Raw genomic sequence first — 18,455 nt, 5'->3', positions numbered from 1 at the left:
GAAAATAGTATCATTACAGTGATTAGGGTCCAGAAACTTTCGATGCCTGGAACCGGAGGGGAGCCTGCGGGTTCCCCTTTTATTTTCGGGAAGAGCGACGATGCCCAAAGAATTCCTTACCTACCAGTAGCAGATGGAGAAGCTCAGAAGCTCCGGCCTCAGAATCGAGGACGAAGAGGTTTGCCGAAGGGTGCTTGCGGACATCGGCTATTTCCCGGTCGTGAACGGCTACCAGTCGTTTTTCCGCGGCCCGAGCACCCGGGTATACCGCGAAGGTGCCACTTTTGGAGACATCCTAGCGCTTTACGAGTTCGACGTCGAGCTTAGGGAGATAATGCTCGATGCGCTGCTCAAGGTCGAGGCGAAGATCAGGTCGGCGCTGGCCTACGAGTTCTGCGCTGCATATGGCGAGTCCCAGAGCAAGTATCTAGACGCCCGCTGCTACGCGACGTCGAAGAGCGCGAAGCGAGTTCTCCCAAAGCTGCTGAACATGCTTGACTATATCGCCAACAAGGATACCAGCCACGAATACCTTTCCTACTACCGCGGGGCATATAAGAACGTGCCTCTATGGGTCGCCGTGAACGCCATGACCTTCGGACAGACTTCAAAAATGCTCACGGCGCTCAGGGACAGCGAGAAGGCCAAGATTGCTAAGAGGTTCGGGGTCGGAAACCCGAAAGAACTCTCGTCGTTTATCCGCGTACTCGCCCTCTACAGGAACGTCTGCGCGCATGGAGAGCGTCTCTTCTCCCACAGGTGTCACGTCGAGATTCCTGACACGGTCTTGCACGCCAAGCTCGGCATCGAAAAGATTGGGCCGGATTACGCTTGCGGCAAGGTAGACGTTTTCTCGGCAGTGATCACCCTTCGATACCTCCTTCGCGACGACGAGTTCAAGACATTCAAGGCCAAGCTCGTCAAGTGCGTTAACGGATACTTGTCATTGGATGAGAGCATCGGCGAGGAGCGCCTCCTTGATGCCATGGGTTTCCCAGCCGAATGGAAAAAGATAACTAGGTATAAAATTTAGATTCGACCCGCCTAAAAGTAAATCACTTGTTTTAGGAAATTATTGACGACGGAATTGAGCGTCAATCCCTTGGTTCAGGCGCGTTGTGGTTATCGGTTGCCATAATGGATGCAAGGCGGGGGGTCGGCTGGCTCGGGCGCATTTTTCTTAACGCTCTTCTTACCTGGCATAGCACTCTTGGGCACCGCATATCGTTGCTGAATGGCCCGATTTTCGGAAGTGCGGGTAAAAATTTTAAACCGCCGAGCACAAACTGATTTTTAGCAACAAAACAGCAGATCGCGGAAGCTCGAAACTGGGGTCTGGTCGGCAGATCTCGGTTTCCCCGCACTTTCGGAGATGGCCTGTTGTCAGAGTTCGTGTCTTATAGGAATAATTCAATTCACGCCGCGTTACATCTAGTCTGCTCTTTATACTTGGATATAAACACTAAGGAGGCAGTCGTGTTATGGAGCTACGTTCAGCTTAATGATGGCACCCAGTTTGCCTACTCAGAGACAAGAGAAGACGGAACCGTTCGCGGAGTCGTCGAGCGCCCGGTTGACTTTGGCTTTGACCATGCGGAATGCTTCTTGCCTGCGGTCAAATGGTTCAACGTCGAAGGCTTTTCTGCTGATGACCTCAATTTCTTGACAGAATTTGTTAGACCAAACGCCCCACTTATCTTCGAACTCGCCGAACGCCAGAAAGCCGGAACGGCGGTTTCGGAACTGGCCCTCTGACGTTCTACTGTTGAACGGCAAATAACCCATGATCTCGCCTACCAACAGCTTGCCGCCTTAGGTTAACGAGCGCGATTGCAGGGCTTCTTGACTCGTCTTGCATCGTTTTCCAGTTATTTATATGCTTGTCCCAGAATTTGGTCGTAAGGCGCGACCAACGAAATCAAAAGAAAGCCTACCGAGAAGACCTTGGTCGCAGAGCACGACCAACGCAATCAAAACAATGCTCGCGGAGAAGGCGCCTTCAATCGTTCTGGTTGAAGGCGCGTCATGTATACGTGTTATCGCAAGTAAACGTCCTTCAGCACCTCAACGACCTGTTGCGCCCCAACACCCTTGATCCTGATTGTTTTGGGATCGACGGGGTCCGATTCGTAGGCCTCCATGAAGCGCCTCATGTCAGCAAGAACACCCTCGCTCATGGCGGGACGCTCGTTGCCCGCGAGCAAGGTGGCGAGGCGGCAGACGTCGTTACGGTGCTTCTTTACGCTCTTCTCATCGACTGCCTTTCCATCTGCACGCTTGGCAGACAGGTCGAGCCACGCCTTTGCTTTGAAGAGGATTAGTCCCTCGATCGACAGGACAGCGACGCCGCCCGCCGATACTCTGTTCTCCACGAGCAATTTGTAGTACTCCTCGTCCAGCAGAATCGCAGAAAGACTAGAAACCTCCTCGCCGATGTGTATCGGCAAAAGGCCGGAATCCCCGTCGCGCAGGTTGATGTCGGTGCGTGCAAATAACTCCAGCATGGCGGGGAAGGCCTGGTCCTTCGGCTTAGAGAACCGGTAGAACTGCGGCTTCCCGCTACTCTTTTGTTTGTTCTCGTACCCGCCTTCCCGAACAAAGTCCCAGAACACGCGGCCGAACTCAGGCGTCAGCGCCTCCACCAGTAGGACTAGATCGAGATCTTTCGTTGCCCTGAAATCTTGCCCGACCTCGCCGAACAGCAGGTCGCAGGCTCCGCCACCGATTAGGACATATTCGCCCTCGCAGCCCGCGAAGCGTTCCCTGAACTTATCGATTCCCTTCATAATCAACCCCAAGCACTCGATTCAGGACGTACTCGATCTCGCCCGCGACGCGCGGGTCGTCCCTCACATCGTCGGGAAGGGATAGGATGGCGGAAAGCGGGTCGACAATACACCCGGGCGCTGGCTCGGGCTCGTAGCGCAGCACCTGCACTACGCACGCGGGCTCCTCTGGTTCGTCGAATTCAGCGTTACGTGCATCGGTCGCCAGCCCTAGGACGCGCTCTTGCGCTTTGGTCGCGGTGAAAGTCGGCCAGGGGTCGTCCTGCAGCATCGAGATCTCACTCAGCGCCGAAACTCCTCCTGGCGGAAGGCCCACATCGGGTACGCGGGTCAGGCGATGCTCCCTTGCGACCGGACTTGCCATGTATGGCTCAAGCCGCCGCCACAGCGCCATCTTATTCCGGTCAGGGCGTAGGACCCGTCGGCGCCCTTCGGACACGATGATCGAGGGGTCGACAGCAGCGAGTTCATCGAACGCGCGCGAGACGGTCATCTTTGCTACGGCGAGAACGTTCGCCGCCTGAGTTACGTTGGCTCCGTCGAGTTCACCGTAGAGCGCCATGATGGCGAGACGCTGCGCCTGGGGCGAGAGCGTCTCGATGCTCACCTGCTTACGGCCGCCCGCATGGCTTTTGCCGCCATTCAGAGCGACTCCCAGGAACGGTAGGTACACCTGCTTGTCTGTAGCTACAAAGGCGAGGCCGGCCTCAAGCATTCGCTCGACCCTATAGCCCGTGGCGCTCTCGAGAGCGAAAGCCACGGGAATCCCCAGAGCTGTCTCCAGCGTGTTGCGGTGTTTCGCCATGGTCTTCACCGTCACGTTCTCGATGGGGGAAGCCATCACGAACGGCACGCCGAAGACGGTCCACCGCTCAAGGGAGTACAACCCCCTCAGATACAGGGGAAGCCCCGAGACGTCAACGTGCTCACGCTCGACCCTCGTATGCAGCATCTTCTCAACGAATTCCCGCATGCCTCGCCTCCTTTGTAACATGCTATTTTGAAATGTAACATTAATGATGTTACAAGGCAAACTATTAAGTTACATATAAAGACGCCCTGTGTATGCTACCGTTTCAAATCCGGCAAAACCCAAAGCGAGTGCAAGTGGCGTGTTCTCCACACTCGCCAAGACCGCCGACAGCCACTGAATTGCCATGGCCTTGGTGCTGTTCGCACTAGGAAAGCATTCATCGCAATCGAACGCCGTTGTTGATGTGACTCATTTCCGGAAGTGTGGGAGAAATCGGAACCCGCCGAGCGCAACCAAATTTTTACGTACAAAACCGCAGGTCGCGGAAGCATAAAACCAGGGTCTGGTCGACAGATCTCGGTTTTCCCCGCATTTCCGAATTCTCAAAACGGAAGTATGCGGCAAATTCCGGAACCCCCGACCACACCGCCCTTTTGGCGCAAAGAAGCCGCAGGTAGAAGCGTTGATGTGCTCCAGCGTGGTCAACAAGTCTGAATTTTGCCGCATACTTCCGGACTCGGAGAGTCTTAGAAGCCGGTATTGAACTCAAACTCGGTTCCATACACCCTTTTGCTCTCTGAATACAGGTATCGTCCTAGCGATAGTTTGCTATACTATCGCTAGGGCGATACCTGTTAGGAGACTCGCGTGGAACTGTGGTATGGTTCTCAGAAGATCATTGAGACTCCCCAGATTGGCCTGGGGACAGTCCATAACGACTATGGACAGGGATTCTATTGCACAGAGAGCCTCGACCTTGCAAGGGAATGGGCATGCTCTAGGGACGCAGACGGCTTTGCAAATCGATATGAACTCGACATGGCCGATCTCAAGGTACTCGACCTGCTATCGCCGCAATATTCAGTTCTGCATTGGATAGCGTTGCTTGTAGAGCATCGTTCTTTTCGCAAGGACACCGCTATCGCCGTGGGGGCGTGCGAATATCTCCACGATCATTTTCTACCTGACACGAGCGTTTGCGACGTGATAAGGGGATGGCGCGCGGACGACTCGTACTTTAGCTATGCCAGAGCTTTTGTGAACAACACAATCACCGTTGAGCAGTTGGGTCGGGCCATGAAGCTCGGCAACCTGGGAGAGCAGATTGTGCTCAAAAGCGAGCGCGCGTTTAAGAGCATTCGTTTTGCCGTTTTTGAACGTGCGCCACAAGCTCTGTATGGTCCATTGGCCAAGGAGCGAGATGAAGCGGCAAGGGTGCAGTATCGGGAATTGCTTGCCGAAAACCCGTTTGAGGGAATTCGTATCGTCGATATCATTCGAGAGGGGATGACGGGCGATGACCCACGCCTACAGTGAGATGTATCTCGAGGATGCCATGAGAACGCTGGGCGAGGCGGTCGATTTTGCCCTCTGTGACCAAGGGCTGAGTCCTGTCGAACTAACGACAATCCTATTGAATTCTCTCGAGATGAGGCAATTCGAGCGTGGTGTGGCGCGCGTTGTCTGCGGCATGTCGGGTGACGAACTTGCGCGTGAAATAATTGCCAGTGCAGGACTGAAACCCGCAGAATGTAGGGAGAGCTATCCGTTCGACCGTTCACCTCAGTATTGGGCGGGCTGGGTTTTGGCCTATGCGCAATGGATGTGCAGTTTGGGCTTTAATGAGCTACTCGAAGTCGCTCCACTCGATTGGATTATCGGCTCGTACCATCCGCTTCACGAGGCCTCCAAAGACAAGTTCGCCCAGATTGTCATCGATAAATGGAACAAAGCCCAGGCAGACAAAAAGAGCCTCAAAGCGGCACGAAAGGCGGCCGGCCTAACGCAAAAACAGCTGGCCGCCCAATCGGGGGTTAAACTTCGCGCTATACAGCTCTACGAACAGAATCAGCTGGATTTACGCCGCGCCTCGGTCTCTTCGGCATTGGCGCTCGCAAACACCCTAAGCTGTGCCATCGAAGACCTCGTCTGGCAACCGATCGCCCTGGAGTACGACTCGCGGGCTATTCCGTCCGAAAGGCTATAGAGGAGGCAGACATGCCTTGGAACTACGTTCAACAAGATGACGGAGCTGATTGCGTTGCTCAAGAAGATCATTCATCTGCGCTCGAGGTAAATTCAGCATCTCCGATTTTGCTCGACGGCGTCACGTCAATCGACGAAGCTATTCGGCAGACCATAGCGGGCATGCCCAACGCGCTCAGGCTCTTGGAGAACTCATGATGGCGGCTATGCAGCGGAGCGCTCATCCGTTCGCGCCGCTTGTGCTCGATGATACCGGTTCGCTCGAAGCTATGGCCGTGGTCGTGATGCGCCTACGCAGCACGCTGATGACGGTCGGGCGCTGCTATACAACCGACGCCACAGGCGACCGGGCAGCGCTTGAGCTTGGACGCGTCGAGTCCGTACTTGCGGGTGCATTCTGTACAATATTCGGTCAATCGCCGGCCGATCGCTTCGCAGACATCTTTGACCAGGTCACCTACGTGGCAGAGCACATGGTCAAGGACCACATCTTCGAGGACAGTAACAAACGTACCAGCCTTGTCTATGCATTGTCCGTCTTAAGGTTCGCAGGCACTCCGGTCGTGCTGTCCGACAGCCCCGAGCCTAAAGACAACCAGTACTACGCCTGGATCCAGGACCTCGTATCCGGAAACCGTACGACCAGCGGGCTCGCCGAGGATCTGCGCCGCGGTTGCATTGCGGGCATAGGCGACCCGTCGCACGTATAGAATCAAAGCATCTGCACGACGGTTATTGAATTGATTGGACACCACATGGAGATCCCCAGCACCCCGTGCAGCCGCCCCGAGACCTCGTGGATCAAGCGATAAAGGGTGGTTGAGCTGCTGGTTTGCCGGGCGCCTTGTTTGTGATGGAACGGCATGTGCCCACGAATTTAAAATCGGGGGCAAAAAGTTGTTGGTAAACCACGCGAGGCTATGATAGTATCTCTTTTGCCGAAAGGCGACGGGCGATTGGCTCAGGGGTAGAGCATATCCTTCACACGGATGGGGTCACAAGTTCGAATCTTGTATCGCCCACCATCTAAAGCGGAGGTCAGAGGTGTTAAGCCTCTGGCCTTTTTCTTTTTGACACCAAGGGTGACACCAAAACTGACACCAAAAAATTAATCGTAGTCGTCTAAGGCGTCATTTTATATCGCAACCTTTTTTGCTGACGTCATTGCACGTTTTGCATAAAAAGCATGCGTAATTTCATTGAATTACTCATATGATCCGAGCACAAATGTGGAGACGGGGACCACACGCCCAGAGCTCCTTCCAGCGGATTTCTGTCACACGAGGGATTTTCGACAGAACTCGTCAAGCTTTTGGTCAGCGTTTGGTCAGCTTCCGGTACTTACCCGCATGATGCCCCAGTAGATAATCGGCGATGTCCGCAATCCGCACAGCCTATGGCCGATACCAGGGGAGGCGCAAATGGACGAAATCGTCTGCGCAAACACCGCATTCCGCTACTGGCGCTGCCCACCGCAAGTGCGCGACCTCTACCCGCGCCTGCCCAACACCGAAGACGGTTGGCGAGCTCTATCCCAAGCCCCTTTCGTAACCGACGTCCTCAAGACCCCGATCATCGCTGTTGCTTCGCCAGGTTGTTGTAATCACCACTCGGGATTGCGCTCTACAATTCGCTGGGATGGGGCATCGGATGCCGGCACAACAATCGACACTCATTTTGGCTTTAGTGTCACCAATCCGCTAAACACGTTATTTACTATGACACGCTTTGTGTCTCAAATAGATCTCGTACTGGCTATGTACGAACTTTGCGGCTGGTTTTCTGTTTTCGAGCCGGCTCCCGCTGCCGAAATGCAGTTAAAACTGGCGGTAGAAAAGAATCGCAATTCCAGCACGCAGGATCTGTTCGAACTTGGAGAAGGCGAAGACGAGATTCCCTGGAAACGAGTTTATGCCCGCGCAACCGTAAAGGACCCAGATAGTGATGGCCAAACAAGCAAGCGTGAGGATGGAAGAGAGGTTACGAAACTCAAAGGTACTTCTCTTTGGATGAGAAAGCCGCTCATCGAACTGAGCGACCTGCATCGTTTCGCCGACAAGGTCAAAAGTCAAATGTGGGGAAAGCAGTTTTATGATGCCGCTCAGCAGGTTATCGGCATTGCTGCATCTCCACTCGAGGTTGCGGGGGTCCTGCTCCTAAGTCGTTCTCGACGTCTAGGTGGTTCAGGATTCAGATACGTGTACCTCAACGATTTAACCCCTCTATCCGAGGCTGCCCAAAGCATCGCAGGTCAAAAGGTCTGCTACGGGGACATCGTGATTGTAAACCCAATGCTAATGAAGGCAGTAATTATCGAGATCCAAGGTGAAGTCATCCATGGATCAGGCGCGGTACTTGACCACGATGCGGAGCGTATGACTGCGCTTCAGAGCATGGGTTTCGACGTGTTCCTGGTAACCCACGATATGCTTAACGACAAAAAGCAGCTAGACATCATAGTCAAAAGCGTTTGCAGCCGTTTGGGGATTCGATATAAAGCCAAATCCGAGGCAATGAAGTGCGCCGAGACGCGACTGCGAGCAAATGTTTTGTGCAACTGGATGGACATCGGAAATTAGCCGGCGATAAGGAACTAGAACAATCTAGTTTAGTTGCCAGTGAATTAGTGTCATTTCAAAACTATGTCGGATTACGGGGCTGGACCCGGACCGGCCGTCCATACCCTGCATTTCACGGAATGCGCAAGTCGCCTACCTGCGGTTTTGATTTTGCCGATTGCGGCATGCTCGGGGCTTCCCGGCCTGGCCCCGTAAACCGGCATGGTTTTGAAATCGCCGGGCGGGCGGGGGCGCGGCTGGACCCGATAGTGGGCCCGGCGCCGGCGGGACGGCCGTTGGGCGGATGGCGGACCGCGCTGCGGAGGCGATAAACGGCGGACGGCGGGATTCGAGATGTCCCGAGGGCGCCGGGGAGGAGGGCGGCGGCGTGGCCGCCGCCCGCGGGGCGCGTCCCCGCGGGCGGAAAGGGCATCGCGGGGCTTCGGGGCCCGTTCCCGCGCCTGCATCCGCGGCCGGCTGCGTTCCCACGCCGCGCGGGGCGAAAGTTTTTCCGAAATTGTCCTTGCATCGGCGGGGGAGTTCCCGTATAGTACTTTTTCGCACGGGGGCGTAGCTCAGCTGGGAGAGCGCTTGACTGGCAGTCAAGAGGTCAGGGGTTCGATCCCCCTCGTCTCCACCCGAGCATTGAATGAGGCTCCAACGCAAGTTGGGGCCTTTTTTCATATAGGAACACAAGGTCAAAGGCGGCAGCATGATCCTCCTGGTCGACAAGATCGAAAAAAGCTTCGGCGCGCGCGTCCTCTTTAGCGGCGCGTCCTTCCAGATCAACCCCGGCGAGCGCTTCGCGCTCGTGGGCCCTAACGGCGCCGGCAAAACCACCATGCTCAAAATCATCATGGGCATCGACAGCCCCGACGCCGGCCAGGTCCAGTACGCCAAGGACTGCCAGGTGGGCTACCTAGAGCAGGAAACTAATCTGGAGCACAAGGACACCACCATCCTTGCCGAGGTCATGGCCGCCGCCAAGGAAATCCGCCGCATGGGCGAGCGCGCTAACGAGCTGCAGGCCCAAATCACCGAGCTCTCCGAGCAGGGCAAGGACGTCGACGCACTCCTCAACGAGTACGGCCAGGTCCAGGACCGCTTTGAGCACCTGGGCGGCTACGAGCTCGAGAGCAACGCCCGCAAAATCCTGTCCGGCCTGGGCTTTAAGGTCACCGACTTTGAGCGCCCGTGCTCCGAGTTCTCGGGCGGCTGGCAGATGCGCATCGCGCTCGCCAAGCTCTTCCTGCGCCATCCCGACCTGCTGCTTCTGGACGAGCCCACTAACCACCTGGACCTCGAAAGCGTCCAGTGGCTGCGCGGCTTTATCGCCAACTACGACGGCGCCGTCCTCATCGTCAGCCACGACCGCGCCTTCATGGACGCCTGCGTCGACCACGTCGCCGCCCTCGAGAACCGCCGCGTGACCACCTACACCGGCAACTACAGCAGCTACCTCAAGCAGCGCGAGGACAACCTGGAGCAGATGCGCGCCAAGCGCGCCGCCCAGGAGCGCGACATCGCCCACATGCAGGTCTTCGTCGACAAGTTCCGCTACAAGCCCACCAAGGCAGCCCAGGCCCAGGAGCGCATCCGCAAGATCGAGCAGATCAAAAAGGAGCTTGTCATCCTACCCGAGGGCCACAAGCACATCGACTTTAAGTTCCCCGACCCGCCGCGCTCCAGCGACATGGTCGTGGGCCTGGAGGGCGTCTCCAAGTCCTACGGCAACAAGCACATCTACAGCGACATCGACCTCAAGCTCTACCGCGGCGAGCACGTGGCGCTCGTCGGCCCCAACGGCGCTGGCAAGTCCACGCTCATGAAGATCCTCGCCGGCCTGGAGCCGCCCACCACCGGCACCCGGGACCTGGGCACCAACGTGGGCGTGGCCTACTACGCCCAGCACGCACTCGAGGGCATGACCGAGTCCAACACCGTCCTGCAAGAGATCGACACCGTCACGCCCAAGTGGACCGTGCCACAGCAGCGCAGCCTACTGGGCGCCTTCCTGTTTAGCGACAACGATTCCATCGAGAAGCAGGTTCGCGTCCTCTCCGGCGGCGAAAAAGCGCGTCTGGCCCTGGCCAAGATGCTCGTGGCCCCCGAGGCGCTCCTGTGCCTGGACGAGCCCACCAACCACCTAGACATCGACTCGGTGGACATGCTCGAGAACGCCCTGCAAAACTTCCCCGGCACCATCGTGCTGATCAGCCACGACGAACACCTGGTGCGCGCCGTGGCCAACCGCGTCATCGACATCCGCGACGGCCAAGTCACGGTCTACGACGGCGACTACGACTACTACCTCTACAAGCGCGAGGACCTCGCAGCCCGCGCCGCCGCCGAGGCGTCCACGGAGAGCGCGCCGGCCACGACCAAGTCCACCAAGGCCAGCGCCGCCCAGGCCGACACCCCCGTCGCCGCCCCCAAGCCTGCTGAGGGCAAAAAGACCAAGGAGCAAAAGCGCGCCGAGGCCCAAGCCCGCGCTGCGCTCAACAAAAAGCTCAAGGGCGTGCGTAACCAGCTCAAGAAGATCGAGACGGAGCTCGACAAAAAGCGCGCCCGCTATGACGAGCTTATGGAATTGATGGCAAGCGAAGAGCTTTATGCCGATCAAGACAAGTTCAACGCCGCGCTGGGGGAATATAACGGCCTTAAGCAAGAGCTACCCAAGCTCGAGGACGAATGGCTGGAGCTTTCCACCCAGATCGAAGAGGAGACCGCGCGTGAACTCTCGTAAGGCCGCTGCCGTGGCGATGAGCATCATCGCCATCGCCTGTCGCATCTGCGGCATCTTTATGAGCGCGATGACCGTGCTGCTGTGTTTTAGCGGCCTCACCGCCAAGCTGCAGATCGTAGGCTTTGTCGTTGAGCTTTCGCGCGCACTGCCGAGCGCCATCGCCGGCTATGGCGTCATCACGTCGCCCTTTGGCGGCGTGTTCCGCCTGGATTACGCCATCGTCGCCGTGATCCTGTTTGTGATCGACTACCTGCTCACGCGCGCCTCGCGCCGCGTCCGCTAGGGGAGCGCTATGTCCAGCAGCTACCTCATGAACCTGCTCGCCAGCGCCGTCGCCGTCATCGTGGGCATCGTGATCCACGAGAGCGCACACGCCGCCGCGGCCTGGGCGCTCGGCGACAAGACGGCCCGTTCGCGCGGCCGCGTGTCACTCAACCCGCTTAACCATATCGACCCGTTTGGCACCATCATCCTGCCGCTGCTCATGCTCGCGGCCGGCGGCCCGGTGTTCGCCTTCGCCAAACCCGTGCCCGTCTACCTCAACAACCTCAAGCACCCCAAGCGCGACGAGGTCCTGGTGAGCGCGGCCGGCCCCGCGTCGAACATCGCACTCGCGTGCCTTGCCGCGGCACTCATGCACGTGGCGTACGGCAACCTCTACACCGGCATCTCCTTTGCCCTGGCGTCACAGATCATGAACTTCGGCGCCACGTTTATCGTGGTTAACCTGTCACTCGCATTCTTCAACCTCATCCCGATCCCGCCGCTCGATGGCTCGTCGATCATCGTGCCGTTCCTCAAAGGCAAGGCGCTCAACAACTACTACCACCTGCAGCAATACGCCATGCCCATCCTCATCATCGTGCTGTACCTGCTGCCCATGTGGACTGGCATTGATGTGATCGGCCGCTATTTCGACGTTACCGTGTATCCGCTGGCCGAGTGGCTGCTCAACTTCGCAATCGCCGGCATCTAAGGTAAACTTACAGGTCGACCGCGCAAAACGGTCGCAACATGCACCCAAACCGCGCCGCGAAGGCGCCGTCAAAGGAGGTCGAAGATGTCGTATCGCGTGTCGACTCAGGTCTACAGCGGACCGTTCGACCTGCTGCTGCAGCTGGTAACCCGCCAAAAAGTAGATATCGGCGCCATCTCCATCAGCGAGGTGGCCGAGCAATACCTTGCCGAGGCTGAGCGCATCGAGGCGCTGGACCTGGACGTGGCGAGCGACTTTCTGCTGGTCGCGGCAACCCTTCTGGACATCAAGGCCGCCTCTCTGGTGCCGCAGGAGGCCCCGCGTAAAATTGATGACGACGATGACGAGTTCGACGAAGACCTCGAGGAACTCAGCGCGCTCGACGGCGACGCCTTGCGCGAGGTCCTGATCCAGCGCCTGATTGCCTACAAGCAGTTTAAAGGCGCGGCTGCGGCCCTCGGTGCCCGCATGCAGGCCGAAAGCCGTATGCATCCGCGTGTGGCCGGCCCCGACCCCGAGTTCCTAGGGCTCATGCCCGACTATCTGGCTGGCATCACCCTGCGCGGCCTGGCCGTTATCTGTGCCGACCTGGACGGCAAGCGCCAGACCTTCTTGCTGGAGGCCGAGCACGTGGCGCCGCATCGCGTGCCGCTCGACCTGACCGTGGCCTCAGTCGACCGCTTTACCATGGCGCACCAAACCTGCACCTTCCGCGAGCTGTTGGACGGCGACGCCACCACCGAGCAGCTCGTCGTCACCTTCCTGGCCATGCTCGAGCTTGCCAAGCGCGGCTCGCTCACGCTGAGCCAGGACGAGATCTTCGGAACCATCTGCATCAACCGCGTCGAGGGCGCCGAGGCATACGTGCCCGGCGAGGGCCCCGAGCTCACCGAATAGGAGCCGCAACCATGTCAACCCTTTCCACGCTGGAGGCAAACAGCATCAAAGGCGCCCTTGAGGCTCTGCTGCTGGTGTCGAGCGACCCGGTGAGTGCGCCCGCGCTCGCCGGCGCACTGGATATCGCCCCCGGCGAGTGCGCATCGCTGCTCGCCGAGCTCAAGGTTGAGTACGAGGAGGCCAACCGTGGCTTTCAGCTGCGCGAGGTCGCCGGCGGGTGGCGCCTGTTTACGCATCCCGCCTACCACGACGTGGTCGAGGCCTATGTGCTGAGCTGGGACACGCAAAAGCTGTCGCAGGCGGCGCTCGAAACACTGGCCGTCATCGCATACCACCAGCCCGTGACGCGCGAGGTGGTCAAAGGCATCCGCGGCGTCAATTCTGACGGCGTCATCGCGTCGCTCGTGGACAAAGGTCTGGTGCGCGAGCTCGGACGCGACCCCCAGCGCGGTCAGGCCATCATTTACGGCACGACCAACGCCTTTTTGGAGAAGTTCGGCCTGCGCTCCACCCGCGACCTGCCCGACCTGGAGCAGTTTGCCCCCGACGAGCAGTCGCGTCAGTTTATCCGCGAGCGCCTGAGCGGCCGAAGCATTCAGTCCACGCTCGAGGAGCAGGCCGAGGACCTGGACGAAGAGCGCGATCTGCTCGATACCGATGTTGAAGATGTTGAGGCAGTCGAGGACTTGGAAACCCTGGTCGTCGACGAGACCTCGGAGGATTTGCATGACGAGGACTAACGAAGTAGGGGAGACGCGCGCCATGGGCAACGCAGTACCCGCAACCGACGCACAGCCCGTCTATCCGCACACCATGCGCCTGCAGCGCTTTTTGGCGCGCGCGGGCGTGGCGAGCCGCCGTGGCTCGGAGGACCTAATGACCGCCGGCCGCGTGACCGTCAACGGCGAGGTCGCGACCGAGCTGGGCACCAAGGTCGACGTCGAACGCGATCACATCGAGGTCGACGGCATGCCTGTCAAGCTCAACCAGGGCGCCGTGTACCTGATGCTCTACAAGCCGACCGACTACCTCACTACCATGAGCGACCCGCAGGAGCGCCCTTGCGTGGCCGATCTGGTCCCCCGCGACCGATTTCCGGGCCTGTTTCCGGTGGGCCGCCTGGACCGCGACACCACAGGCCTTTTGCTCTTTACCACCGACGGCGACCTGTCGCAGGATCTGCTGCACCCCAGCAAGCACGTCTACAAGACCTACCAGGCACTCGTGGACGGGCAGCTGACCGACCGCGATCTCACGCCGCTCCGCCGTGGCATCGAGCTCGACGACGGCCTGTGCCAGCCGGCAATCTGCCGTGTCATTAACGCGCGCGAGGCCGAAGCCGTGGCTCCGCAAGGCATCAAGCCCGGCACCACCGCCGTGGAGGTCATCATCCGAGAAGGCCGCAAGAACCAGGTCAAGCGCATGCTGGGCAAGATTCACCATCCTGTGATCCGCCTGCACCGCTGCAACTTTGCCGGCCTTGAGCTCGAGGACGTGGCCAAGGGCTCGTGGCGCGAGCTCACCGACCGCGAGGTGCAGATCCTCAAGGCCGGCGGCATCCCGCCCAAGCAGGCGAGCGCCAAGCGCAACGGCGGCAAGCCCCAAGATACGCCCGCCAGCCGCACGCGTCACCACGGCAGCCACGGCTCCGCACCCAAGCGCAACACCTACCGCGAGCGCTACACGGGCTAGGCAACCCGCCGTGCCCCAGCGCCCACGAACCATACCAGCACGTCAACCATCGAAAGGAAGCATTGCATGATCGTCGCCATCGACGGCCCCGCCGGTTCCGGCAAGTCCACCATCGCCAAGGAGATCGCCCGCCAGCTGGGCTTTAACAAGCTCGACACGGGCGCCATGTATCGCGCCGTCACCTTCGCCGCGCTCGACCGCGGCATCGATCTGGACGACGAGGCCGCCATCGATGCCCTCGCCGAGCAGATCGAAATCCGCTTTACCAACGGCACTGGCGAAGACACACGCCTGACCATTGATGGCCAGGATGCCTCGGCTGCCATTCGCACCCCGCAGGTCGACGCCAACGTGTCCAAGGTCTCGGCCTACCCGGGCGTGCGCGCCGCCATGCTCATCCATCAGCGCCGCGCCGCCGAGGATCGCGATATCGTGGCCGAGGGTCGCGACATCGGCACCGTCGTGTTCCCCAACGCACAGGTCAAGGTCTTTCTGACCGCCGACCCGCGCGAGCGTGCCCGCCGCCGCGTGCTGCAGCGTCACCAAAACGATGCCCAGCCGCTCACCTCCGAGCAACTCGAGGCCGAGGTAGACGAGACCCTCGACGCCCTCAAACAGCGCGACAAGCTCGACAGCAGCCGCGAGGTCGCGCCGCTCGTGCCAGCCGAGGACGCCGTGCACGTCGACTCCACCGCCCACACCATCGACGAGGTCGTACGCATTATCGAGGGCCTCATCAACCAAAGGAGGTAGCCCATGCGCCTGTTTAAGCAGACGCCCGAGGATTACTACAACGCCCCCTATGTCGAGTTCCCGGCGCTCATCCGCGGCATCGTCGCCGTGGTCATGGGCATCCTGTGGGCCTTCTCCAAGCTCATGTGGCGTTGGAAGGTCGAGGACGCTGACCTGCTGTTTGAGCGCCAGGAAGGCCGCGGCAGCGTGGTCATCTGCAACCACACCTCGATGGCCGAGGTGCTGGCCGTGGAGACGGCGCTGTACTTTGGCGGCCGCCGCGTGCGTCCCATCTTTAAATCCGAATTCGCCAAGAGCAAGATCGTACGCTGGGCCTTTAGCCGCGTGGGCGGCATTCCTGTCGAGCGTGGCACCGCCGACATGAAGTGCCTGCGCGCCGCCCAGCATGCGCTGCAGCGCGGCGAGGACGTCCTGATCTTCCCCGAGGGCACGCGCATCCGCTCGCGCGAGATCAAGCCCGAGGTCCACGGCGGTTTTGCGCTCATCGCTCAGATGGGCAAGGCGCCCGTCAACCCGCTCGCCATCTGCGGCTGGTCTGATATCACGCCCGCGGGCAAAAAGCTCATGCGTCCCAAGAAGTGCTGGATTCGTGCCGGCAAAGCCGTCTCGCTTTCCGATGCACCGGCCGGGCTTAAGCGTACGGAGCGCTTGGCCTGGTTTGAGTCCGAGGCTATGAGCCGCGTATACGCCATGCGCGACGAGCTGTGCGCCGAGCATCCGGGCAGGTTCTAGCCATGAGCGAGAACGTGACGAACACCGCCGCGACTGCGTCCGACCAAGCCACCGCGCCCACCATCGAGATTGCAGCTCACGCCGGCACCTGCTACGGCGTGCAGCGCGCGCTCGACATGGCATTGGCCGCCGCGCCGCAGGCAGGGGAGAGCGCTCAGGTCCACACGCTGGGTCCGCTCATCCATAACCCCATCGTAGTACGCGAGCTCGCCGAGGCAGGCGTTGGTCTGGCCGATACCCTGGACGATGCCGCGTCGGGCACCGTGATCATCCGCGCCCACGGCGTGGTGCCGCAGGTGATCGATGCTGCCCGCAAGCGCGACCTTACCGTGGTCGACGCCACCTGCCCCTACGTGAAGAAGGTCCATGTGGCGGCCGAGCGCCTGGTGCGCGAAGGCTACCGCGTGATCGTCGTGGGCGAGCCGGGCCACCCCGAGGTCGAGGGCATTCTGGGCCACGCTGGTGATGACGCTCAAGTCGTGAGTTGCGCCGCCGATGCGGACGCACTACCGCTCAAGGGCAAGGTAGGCCTCGTCGTGCAGACCACTCAGACCGCACAGAACCTCGCCGAGGTCGTGGCAGCTATCACCCCGCGCGTGCAGGAGCTACGTGTGATCAACACCATCTGCGCTGCCACGAGTGAGCGTCAACGAGCAGCAGCCACACTTGCTAACCGCTGCGACTGCATGGTCGTGGTGGGCGGCAAGAACTCAGGCAACACCCGCCGCCTGGCGCAGATTTGCGCAGACGCCTGCGAGCGCACGTATCACATCGAGGAAGCTTCTGAGCTCCAGGCCGCGTGGTTTACCGAAGCTCACCACATCGGCATCACCGCCGGAGCCTCCACCCCGCAAGAACACATCGAACGCGCCGTCGAGCGCATCAAGGAGCTTTGCCGCTAACCATGGACCAGACCGTACCCGCATACGCCGCCGAGGTGGCCGATTACGGGCGCAGCCGCGACCCCGAGCCGGGTGAGGGCGCGCTCGTCAAGAACGTGCGTCCCGAATCGCCCGCGTGGGATGTGGGTATCGAGCCGGGCATGCGCGTGCTCACGGTCAACGGTGAGCAGCTTACCGACATGATTGTGTGGCTCTGGGAGGCCGACGATGATACCGTCGAGCTGGAGGTATTCGACCCGCGCGACGGCACCGTCACCCCCGTCGAGCTCGACCGCTTTCCCGGCGAGGACTGGGGCTTGGAGTTCGATGGCCCCATCTTCGACGGCATGCGTACCTGCGTCAACGCCTGCGTATTCTGCTTTATGACGATGCTGCCCAAGGGCGGCCGCTCCACGCTCTACATTCGCGACGACGACTATCGCCTGAGCTTTTTACAGGGCAACTTTGTCACGCTCACGAACCTCTCCGACGAAGATGTTCAAAACGTCATCCAACGCAACATGAGCCCCATGAACGTGTCGGTCCACGCCGTGAGCCCCGATGTCCGCCGCCGCATGATGGGCCGCAACGCCCAGCGCGGCATGGACGTACTCGAGGCCATCATGGCCGCCGGCATCGAGATTCACGCGCAGATCGTGTTGTGCCCCGGCATGAACGACGGCGAGGAGCTGGAAAAGACCCTGCGCTACTGCGAGGAACATGAGCAGATCACCAGCCTGGGCATTGTGCCGCTCGGTTTTACCAAGCACCAAAACCGCTTTAGCTGGTCCTACAGCGACAAACCCGAGCTGGCGCGCGAGACCATTGCCATGATCCGACCGTTCCAGGACCGCGCCTATGAGCGCTTTGGCCGCCACACCTTCCAGATGAGCGACGAATTCTATCTGGACGCCGGCATCGATCCTCCCGAGGCGGACTTTTACGACGGTTACCCGCAGTACTACGACGGCATCGGCATGATCCGCTCGTATCTGGATGAGACCGACGACGTGCTTGCCGCCGACGCCGAGCGTCTGGCCCGCGTCCGCGCTGGCATCGCCGAGCGCAATCAGCGCCTTCTGTGCCTCTCCGGCGCCAGCGCGCGCGACACCGTGGCGCGCTTTGTGGAGTCGCCGCATGGTCTCGCCGGCACCGTCACAGCCATCAAGAACCGCTACTTTGGCGGCAACGTGGACGTGACCGGCCTCATCGTCGCCTGCGATATTCTGGAGCAGCTGCCCCAGGACCTCTCGGGGGTTATGCTCTTTGTGCCTAAGCTCATGTTCAACGCTGACGGCATGACGCTTGACGAGTATCATCGTGACGATTTACTCGCAAGCCTTACCAGTCGCGGCGCCGAGGTTCATGTGGTATCGACCATGCCGCATGAGCTGCTCGATACCCTGGAGCACATCCTTGGCATTGTGCCCGCCGACTCTACTAATTCCACTGACCCTACCCATTAAAGGAGAGCA

19 protein-coding genes and 2 tRNA genes are annotated in these 18,455 nt (G+C 59.8%); 19 read left to right on the top strand and 2 right to left on the bottom strand.

The genetic code is table 11. From position 1 onward, the window contains the following. The first annotated feature begins 133 nt into the window (after positions 1 to 133). Together DWX63_RS00180 and DWX63_RS00175 are read left to right on the top strand one after the other, a co-directional pair. Positions 134 to 1,033 carry an Abi family protein gene (locus tag DWX63_RS00180; RefSeq protein ID WP_117842421.1) on the top strand — a complete coding sequence of 300 codons (900 nt, stop codon included), beginning with the start codon at positions 134 to 136 and terminating at the stop codon, positions 1,031 to 1,033. Positions 1,034 to 1,476: 443 nt separating this feature from the next. Further along, complete coding sequence (locus tag DWX63_RS00175) at positions 1,477 to 1,755, top strand: hypothetical protein (protein ID WP_117842420.1); 279 nt, start codon at positions 1,477 to 1,479, stop codon at positions 1,753 to 1,755. A 281-nt stretch (positions 1,756 to 2,036) separates the two neighbouring features. Here DWX63_RS00175 and DWX63_RS00170 read toward each other — a convergent pair whose 3' ends face one another. Then, the gene (locus DWX63_RS00170) at positions 2,037 to 2,786 is read right to left on the bottom strand and encodes a hypothetical protein (RefSeq protein WP_117842419.1); all 750 of its coding nucleotides are present in this window, start codon (positions 2,784 to 2,786) and stop codon (positions 2,037 to 2,039) included. Further along, positions 2,770 to 3,759, bottom strand: a complete 990-nt coding sequence (locus DWX63_RS00165) for a hypothetical protein (RefSeq protein ID WP_117842418.1) — start codon at positions 3,757 to 3,759, stop codon at positions 2,770 to 2,772. Before DWX63_RS00165 ends, DWX63_RS00170 begins: the two co-directional genes overlap by 17 nt. 648 nt (positions 3,760 to 4,407) lie before the next feature. Between DWX63_RS00165 and DWX63_RS00160 the strand changes: the two genes are divergently transcribed. The 17 genes from DWX63_RS00160 (at position 4,408) to DWX63_RS00080 (ending at position 18,446) form a co-directional block, all read left to right on the top strand. Continuing rightward, positions 4,408 to 5,076, top strand: a complete 669-nt coding sequence (locus DWX63_RS00160) for a DUF3990 domain-containing protein (RefSeq protein ID WP_117842417.1) — start codon at positions 4,408 to 4,410, stop codon at positions 5,074 to 5,076. After that, the gene (locus DWX63_RS00155) at positions 5,057 to 5,746 is read left to right on the top strand and encodes a helix-turn-helix transcriptional regulator (protein WP_117842416.1); all 690 of its coding nucleotides are present in this window, start codon (positions 5,057 to 5,059) and stop codon (positions 5,744 to 5,746) included. Before DWX63_RS00160 ends, DWX63_RS00155 begins: the two co-directional genes overlap by 20 nt. 11 nt (positions 5,747 to 5,757) lie before the next feature. Beyond that, the gene (locus DWX63_RS00150) at positions 5,758 to 5,943 is read left to right on the top strand and encodes a hypothetical protein (protein WP_117842415.1); all 186 of its coding nucleotides are present in this window, start codon (positions 5,758 to 5,760) and stop codon (positions 5,941 to 5,943) included. Positions 5,944 to 5,951: 8 nt separating this feature from the next. Further along, complete coding sequence (locus DWX63_RS00145) at positions 5,952 to 6,455, top strand: hypothetical protein (RefSeq protein ID WP_158559567.1); 504 nt, start codon at positions 5,952 to 5,954, stop codon at positions 6,453 to 6,455. A gap of 240 nt (positions 6,456 to 6,695) precedes the next feature. Next, a tRNA-Val gene (locus tag DWX63_RS00140) sits at positions 6,696 to 6,770 on the top strand. A gap of 396 nt (positions 6,771 to 7,166) precedes the next feature. After that, a complete protein-coding gene (locus tag DWX63_RS00135) occupies positions 7,167 to 8,324 on the top strand; it encodes a hypothetical protein (RefSeq protein WP_117767068.1) in 1,158 nt (385 codons plus the stop codon). 543 nt (positions 8,325 to 8,867) lie between these two features. Further along, a tRNA-Ala gene (locus DWX63_RS00130) sits at positions 8,868 to 8,940 on the top strand. A 75-nt stretch (positions 8,941 to 9,015) separates the two neighbouring features. Next, positions 9,016 to 11,049, top strand: coding sequence for an ABC-F family ATP-binding cassette domain-containing protein (locus DWX63_RS00125; protein WP_117842413.1), 2,034 nt, complete (start codon positions 9,016 to 9,018; stop codon positions 11,047 to 11,049). Next, positions 11,036 to 11,332, top strand: coding sequence for a hypothetical protein (locus DWX63_RS00120; RefSeq protein WP_168170409.1), 297 nt, complete (start codon positions 11,036 to 11,038; stop codon positions 11,330 to 11,332). Before DWX63_RS00125 ends, DWX63_RS00120 begins: the two co-directional genes overlap by 14 nt. A 9-nt stretch (positions 11,333 to 11,341) precedes the next feature. Then, positions 11,342 to 12,025, top strand: a complete 684-nt coding sequence (locus tag DWX63_RS00115) for a site-2 protease family protein (protein WP_117842412.1) — start codon at positions 11,342 to 11,344, stop codon at positions 12,023 to 12,025. A gap of 84 nt (positions 12,026 to 12,109) precedes the next feature. Further along, positions 12,110 to 12,922 carry a ScpA family protein gene (locus DWX63_RS00110; protein ID WP_117842411.1) on the top strand — a complete coding sequence of 271 codons (813 nt, stop codon included), beginning with the start codon at positions 12,110 to 12,112 and terminating at the stop codon, positions 12,920 to 12,922. Positions 12,923 to 12,933: 11 nt separating this feature from the next. After that, positions 12,934 to 13,662, top strand: a complete 729-nt coding sequence (scpB, locus tag DWX63_RS00105) for an SMC-Scp complex subunit ScpB (RefSeq protein WP_117842410.1) — start codon at positions 12,934 to 12,936, stop codon at positions 13,660 to 13,662. Further along, positions 13,649 to 14,614, top strand: coding sequence for a pseudouridine synthase (locus tag DWX63_RS00100; protein ID WP_370445857.1), 966 nt, complete (start codon positions 13,649 to 13,651; stop codon positions 14,612 to 14,614). The genes scpB and DWX63_RS00100 overlap by 14 nt, the downstream gene beginning before the upstream one ends. A gap of 66 nt (positions 14,615 to 14,680) precedes the next feature. Continuing rightward, on the top strand, positions 14,681 to 15,367 hold the full coding sequence (cmk, locus tag DWX63_RS00095) for a (d)CMP kinase (protein ID WP_117842408.1): 687 nt from the start codon (positions 14,681 to 14,683) through the stop codon (positions 15,365 to 15,367). 3 nt (positions 15,368 to 15,370) lie between these two features. Continuing rightward, positions 15,371 to 16,099 carry a lysophospholipid acyltransferase family protein gene (locus DWX63_RS00090; protein ID WP_117842407.1) on the top strand — a complete coding sequence of 243 codons (729 nt, stop codon included), beginning with the start codon at positions 15,371 to 15,373 and terminating at the stop codon, positions 16,097 to 16,099. Between the two features lie 2 nt (positions 16,100 to 16,101). Next, positions 16,102 to 17,001 (top strand): 4-hydroxy-3-methylbut-2-enyl diphosphate reductase, encoded by a 900-nt coding sequence (locus DWX63_RS00085; RefSeq protein ID WP_117842406.1) that lies wholly within the window; start codon positions 16,102 to 16,104, stop codon positions 16,999 to 17,001. 2 nt (positions 17,002 to 17,003) lie between these two features. Further along, positions 17,004 to 18,446: a DUF512 domain-containing protein gene (locus DWX63_RS00080; protein WP_117842405.1), complete on the top strand. Its 1,443-nt coding sequence runs from the start codon at positions 17,004 to 17,006 to the stop codon at positions 18,444 to 18,446. Positions 18,447 to 18,455: the final 9 nt, after the last annotated feature.

It is taken from the genome of Collinsella sp. AF20-14LB, from assembly GCF_003459505.1.
Lineage (GTDB): Bacteria > Actinomycetota > Coriobacteriia > Coriobacteriales > Coriobacteriaceae > Collinsella.
Note: the sequence above shows the minus strand (reverse complement) of the source record. Positions and strands in the feature narration are given on the sequence as shown.

What these genes read in the sequence shown, in the direction of transcription:
- DWX63_RS00110 (WP_117842411.1), top strand. Translation starts at nt 12,110, where the DNA reads ATGTCGTATCGCGTGTCGACTCAGGTCTACAGCGGACCGTTCGACCTG.
- cmk (WP_117842408.1), top strand. Translation starts at nt 14,681, where the DNA reads ATGATCGTCGCCATCGACGGCCCCGCCGGTTCCGGCAAGTCCACCATC.
- DWX63_RS00145 (WP_158559567.1), top strand. Translation starts at nt 5,952, where the DNA reads ATGCAGCGGAGCGCTCATCCGTTCGCGCCGCTTGTGCTCGATGATACC.
- DWX63_RS00155 (WP_117842416.1), top strand. Translation starts at nt 5,057, where the DNA reads ATGACCCACGCCTACAGTGAGATGTATCTCGAGGATGCCATGAGAACG.
- DWX63_RS00125 (WP_117842413.1), top strand. Translation starts at nt 9,016, where the DNA reads ATGATCCTCCTGGTCGACAAGATCGAAAAAAGCTTCGGCGCGCGCGTC.
- DWX63_RS00115 (WP_117842412.1), top strand. Translation starts at nt 11,342, where the DNA reads ATGTCCAGCAGCTACCTCATGAACCTGCTCGCCAGCGCCGTCGCCGTC.
- DWX63_RS00180 (WP_117842421.1), top strand. Translation starts at nt 134, where the DNA reads ATGGAGAAGCTCAGAAGCTCCGGCCTCAGAATCGAGGACGAAGAGGTT.
- DWX63_RS00085 (WP_117842406.1), top strand. Translation starts at nt 16,102, where the DNA reads ATGAGCGAGAACGTGACGAACACCGCCGCGACTGCGTCCGACCAAGCC.
- DWX63_RS00090 (WP_117842407.1), top strand. Translation starts at nt 15,371, where the DNA reads ATGCGCCTGTTTAAGCAGACGCCCGAGGATTACTACAACGCCCCCTAT.
- DWX63_RS00150 (WP_117842415.1), top strand. Translation starts at nt 5,758, where the DNA reads ATGCCTTGGAACTACGTTCAACAAGATGACGGAGCTGATTGCGTTGCT.
- DWX63_RS00170 (WP_117842419.1), bottom strand. Translation starts at nt 2,786, where the DNA reads ATGAAGGGAATCGATAAGTTCAGGGAACGCTTCGCGGGCTGCGAGGGC.
- DWX63_RS00135 (WP_117767068.1), top strand. Translation starts at nt 7,167, where the DNA reads ATGGACGAAATCGTCTGCGCAAACACCGCATTCCGCTACTGGCGCTGC.
- DWX63_RS00165 (WP_117842418.1), bottom strand. Translation starts at nt 3,759, where the DNA reads ATGCGGGAATTCGTTGAGAAGATGCTGCATACGAGGGTCGAGCGTGAG.
- DWX63_RS00080 (WP_117842405.1), top strand. Translation starts at nt 17,004, where the DNA reads ATGGACCAGACCGTACCCGCATACGCCGCCGAGGTGGCCGATTACGGG.
- DWX63_RS00100 (WP_370445857.1), top strand. Translation starts at nt 13,649, where the DNA reads ATGACGAGGACTAACGAAGTAGGGGAGACGCGCGCCATGGGCAACGCA.
- scpB (WP_117842410.1), top strand. Translation starts at nt 12,934, where the DNA reads ATGTCAACCCTTTCCACGCTGGAGGCAAACAGCATCAAAGGCGCCCTT.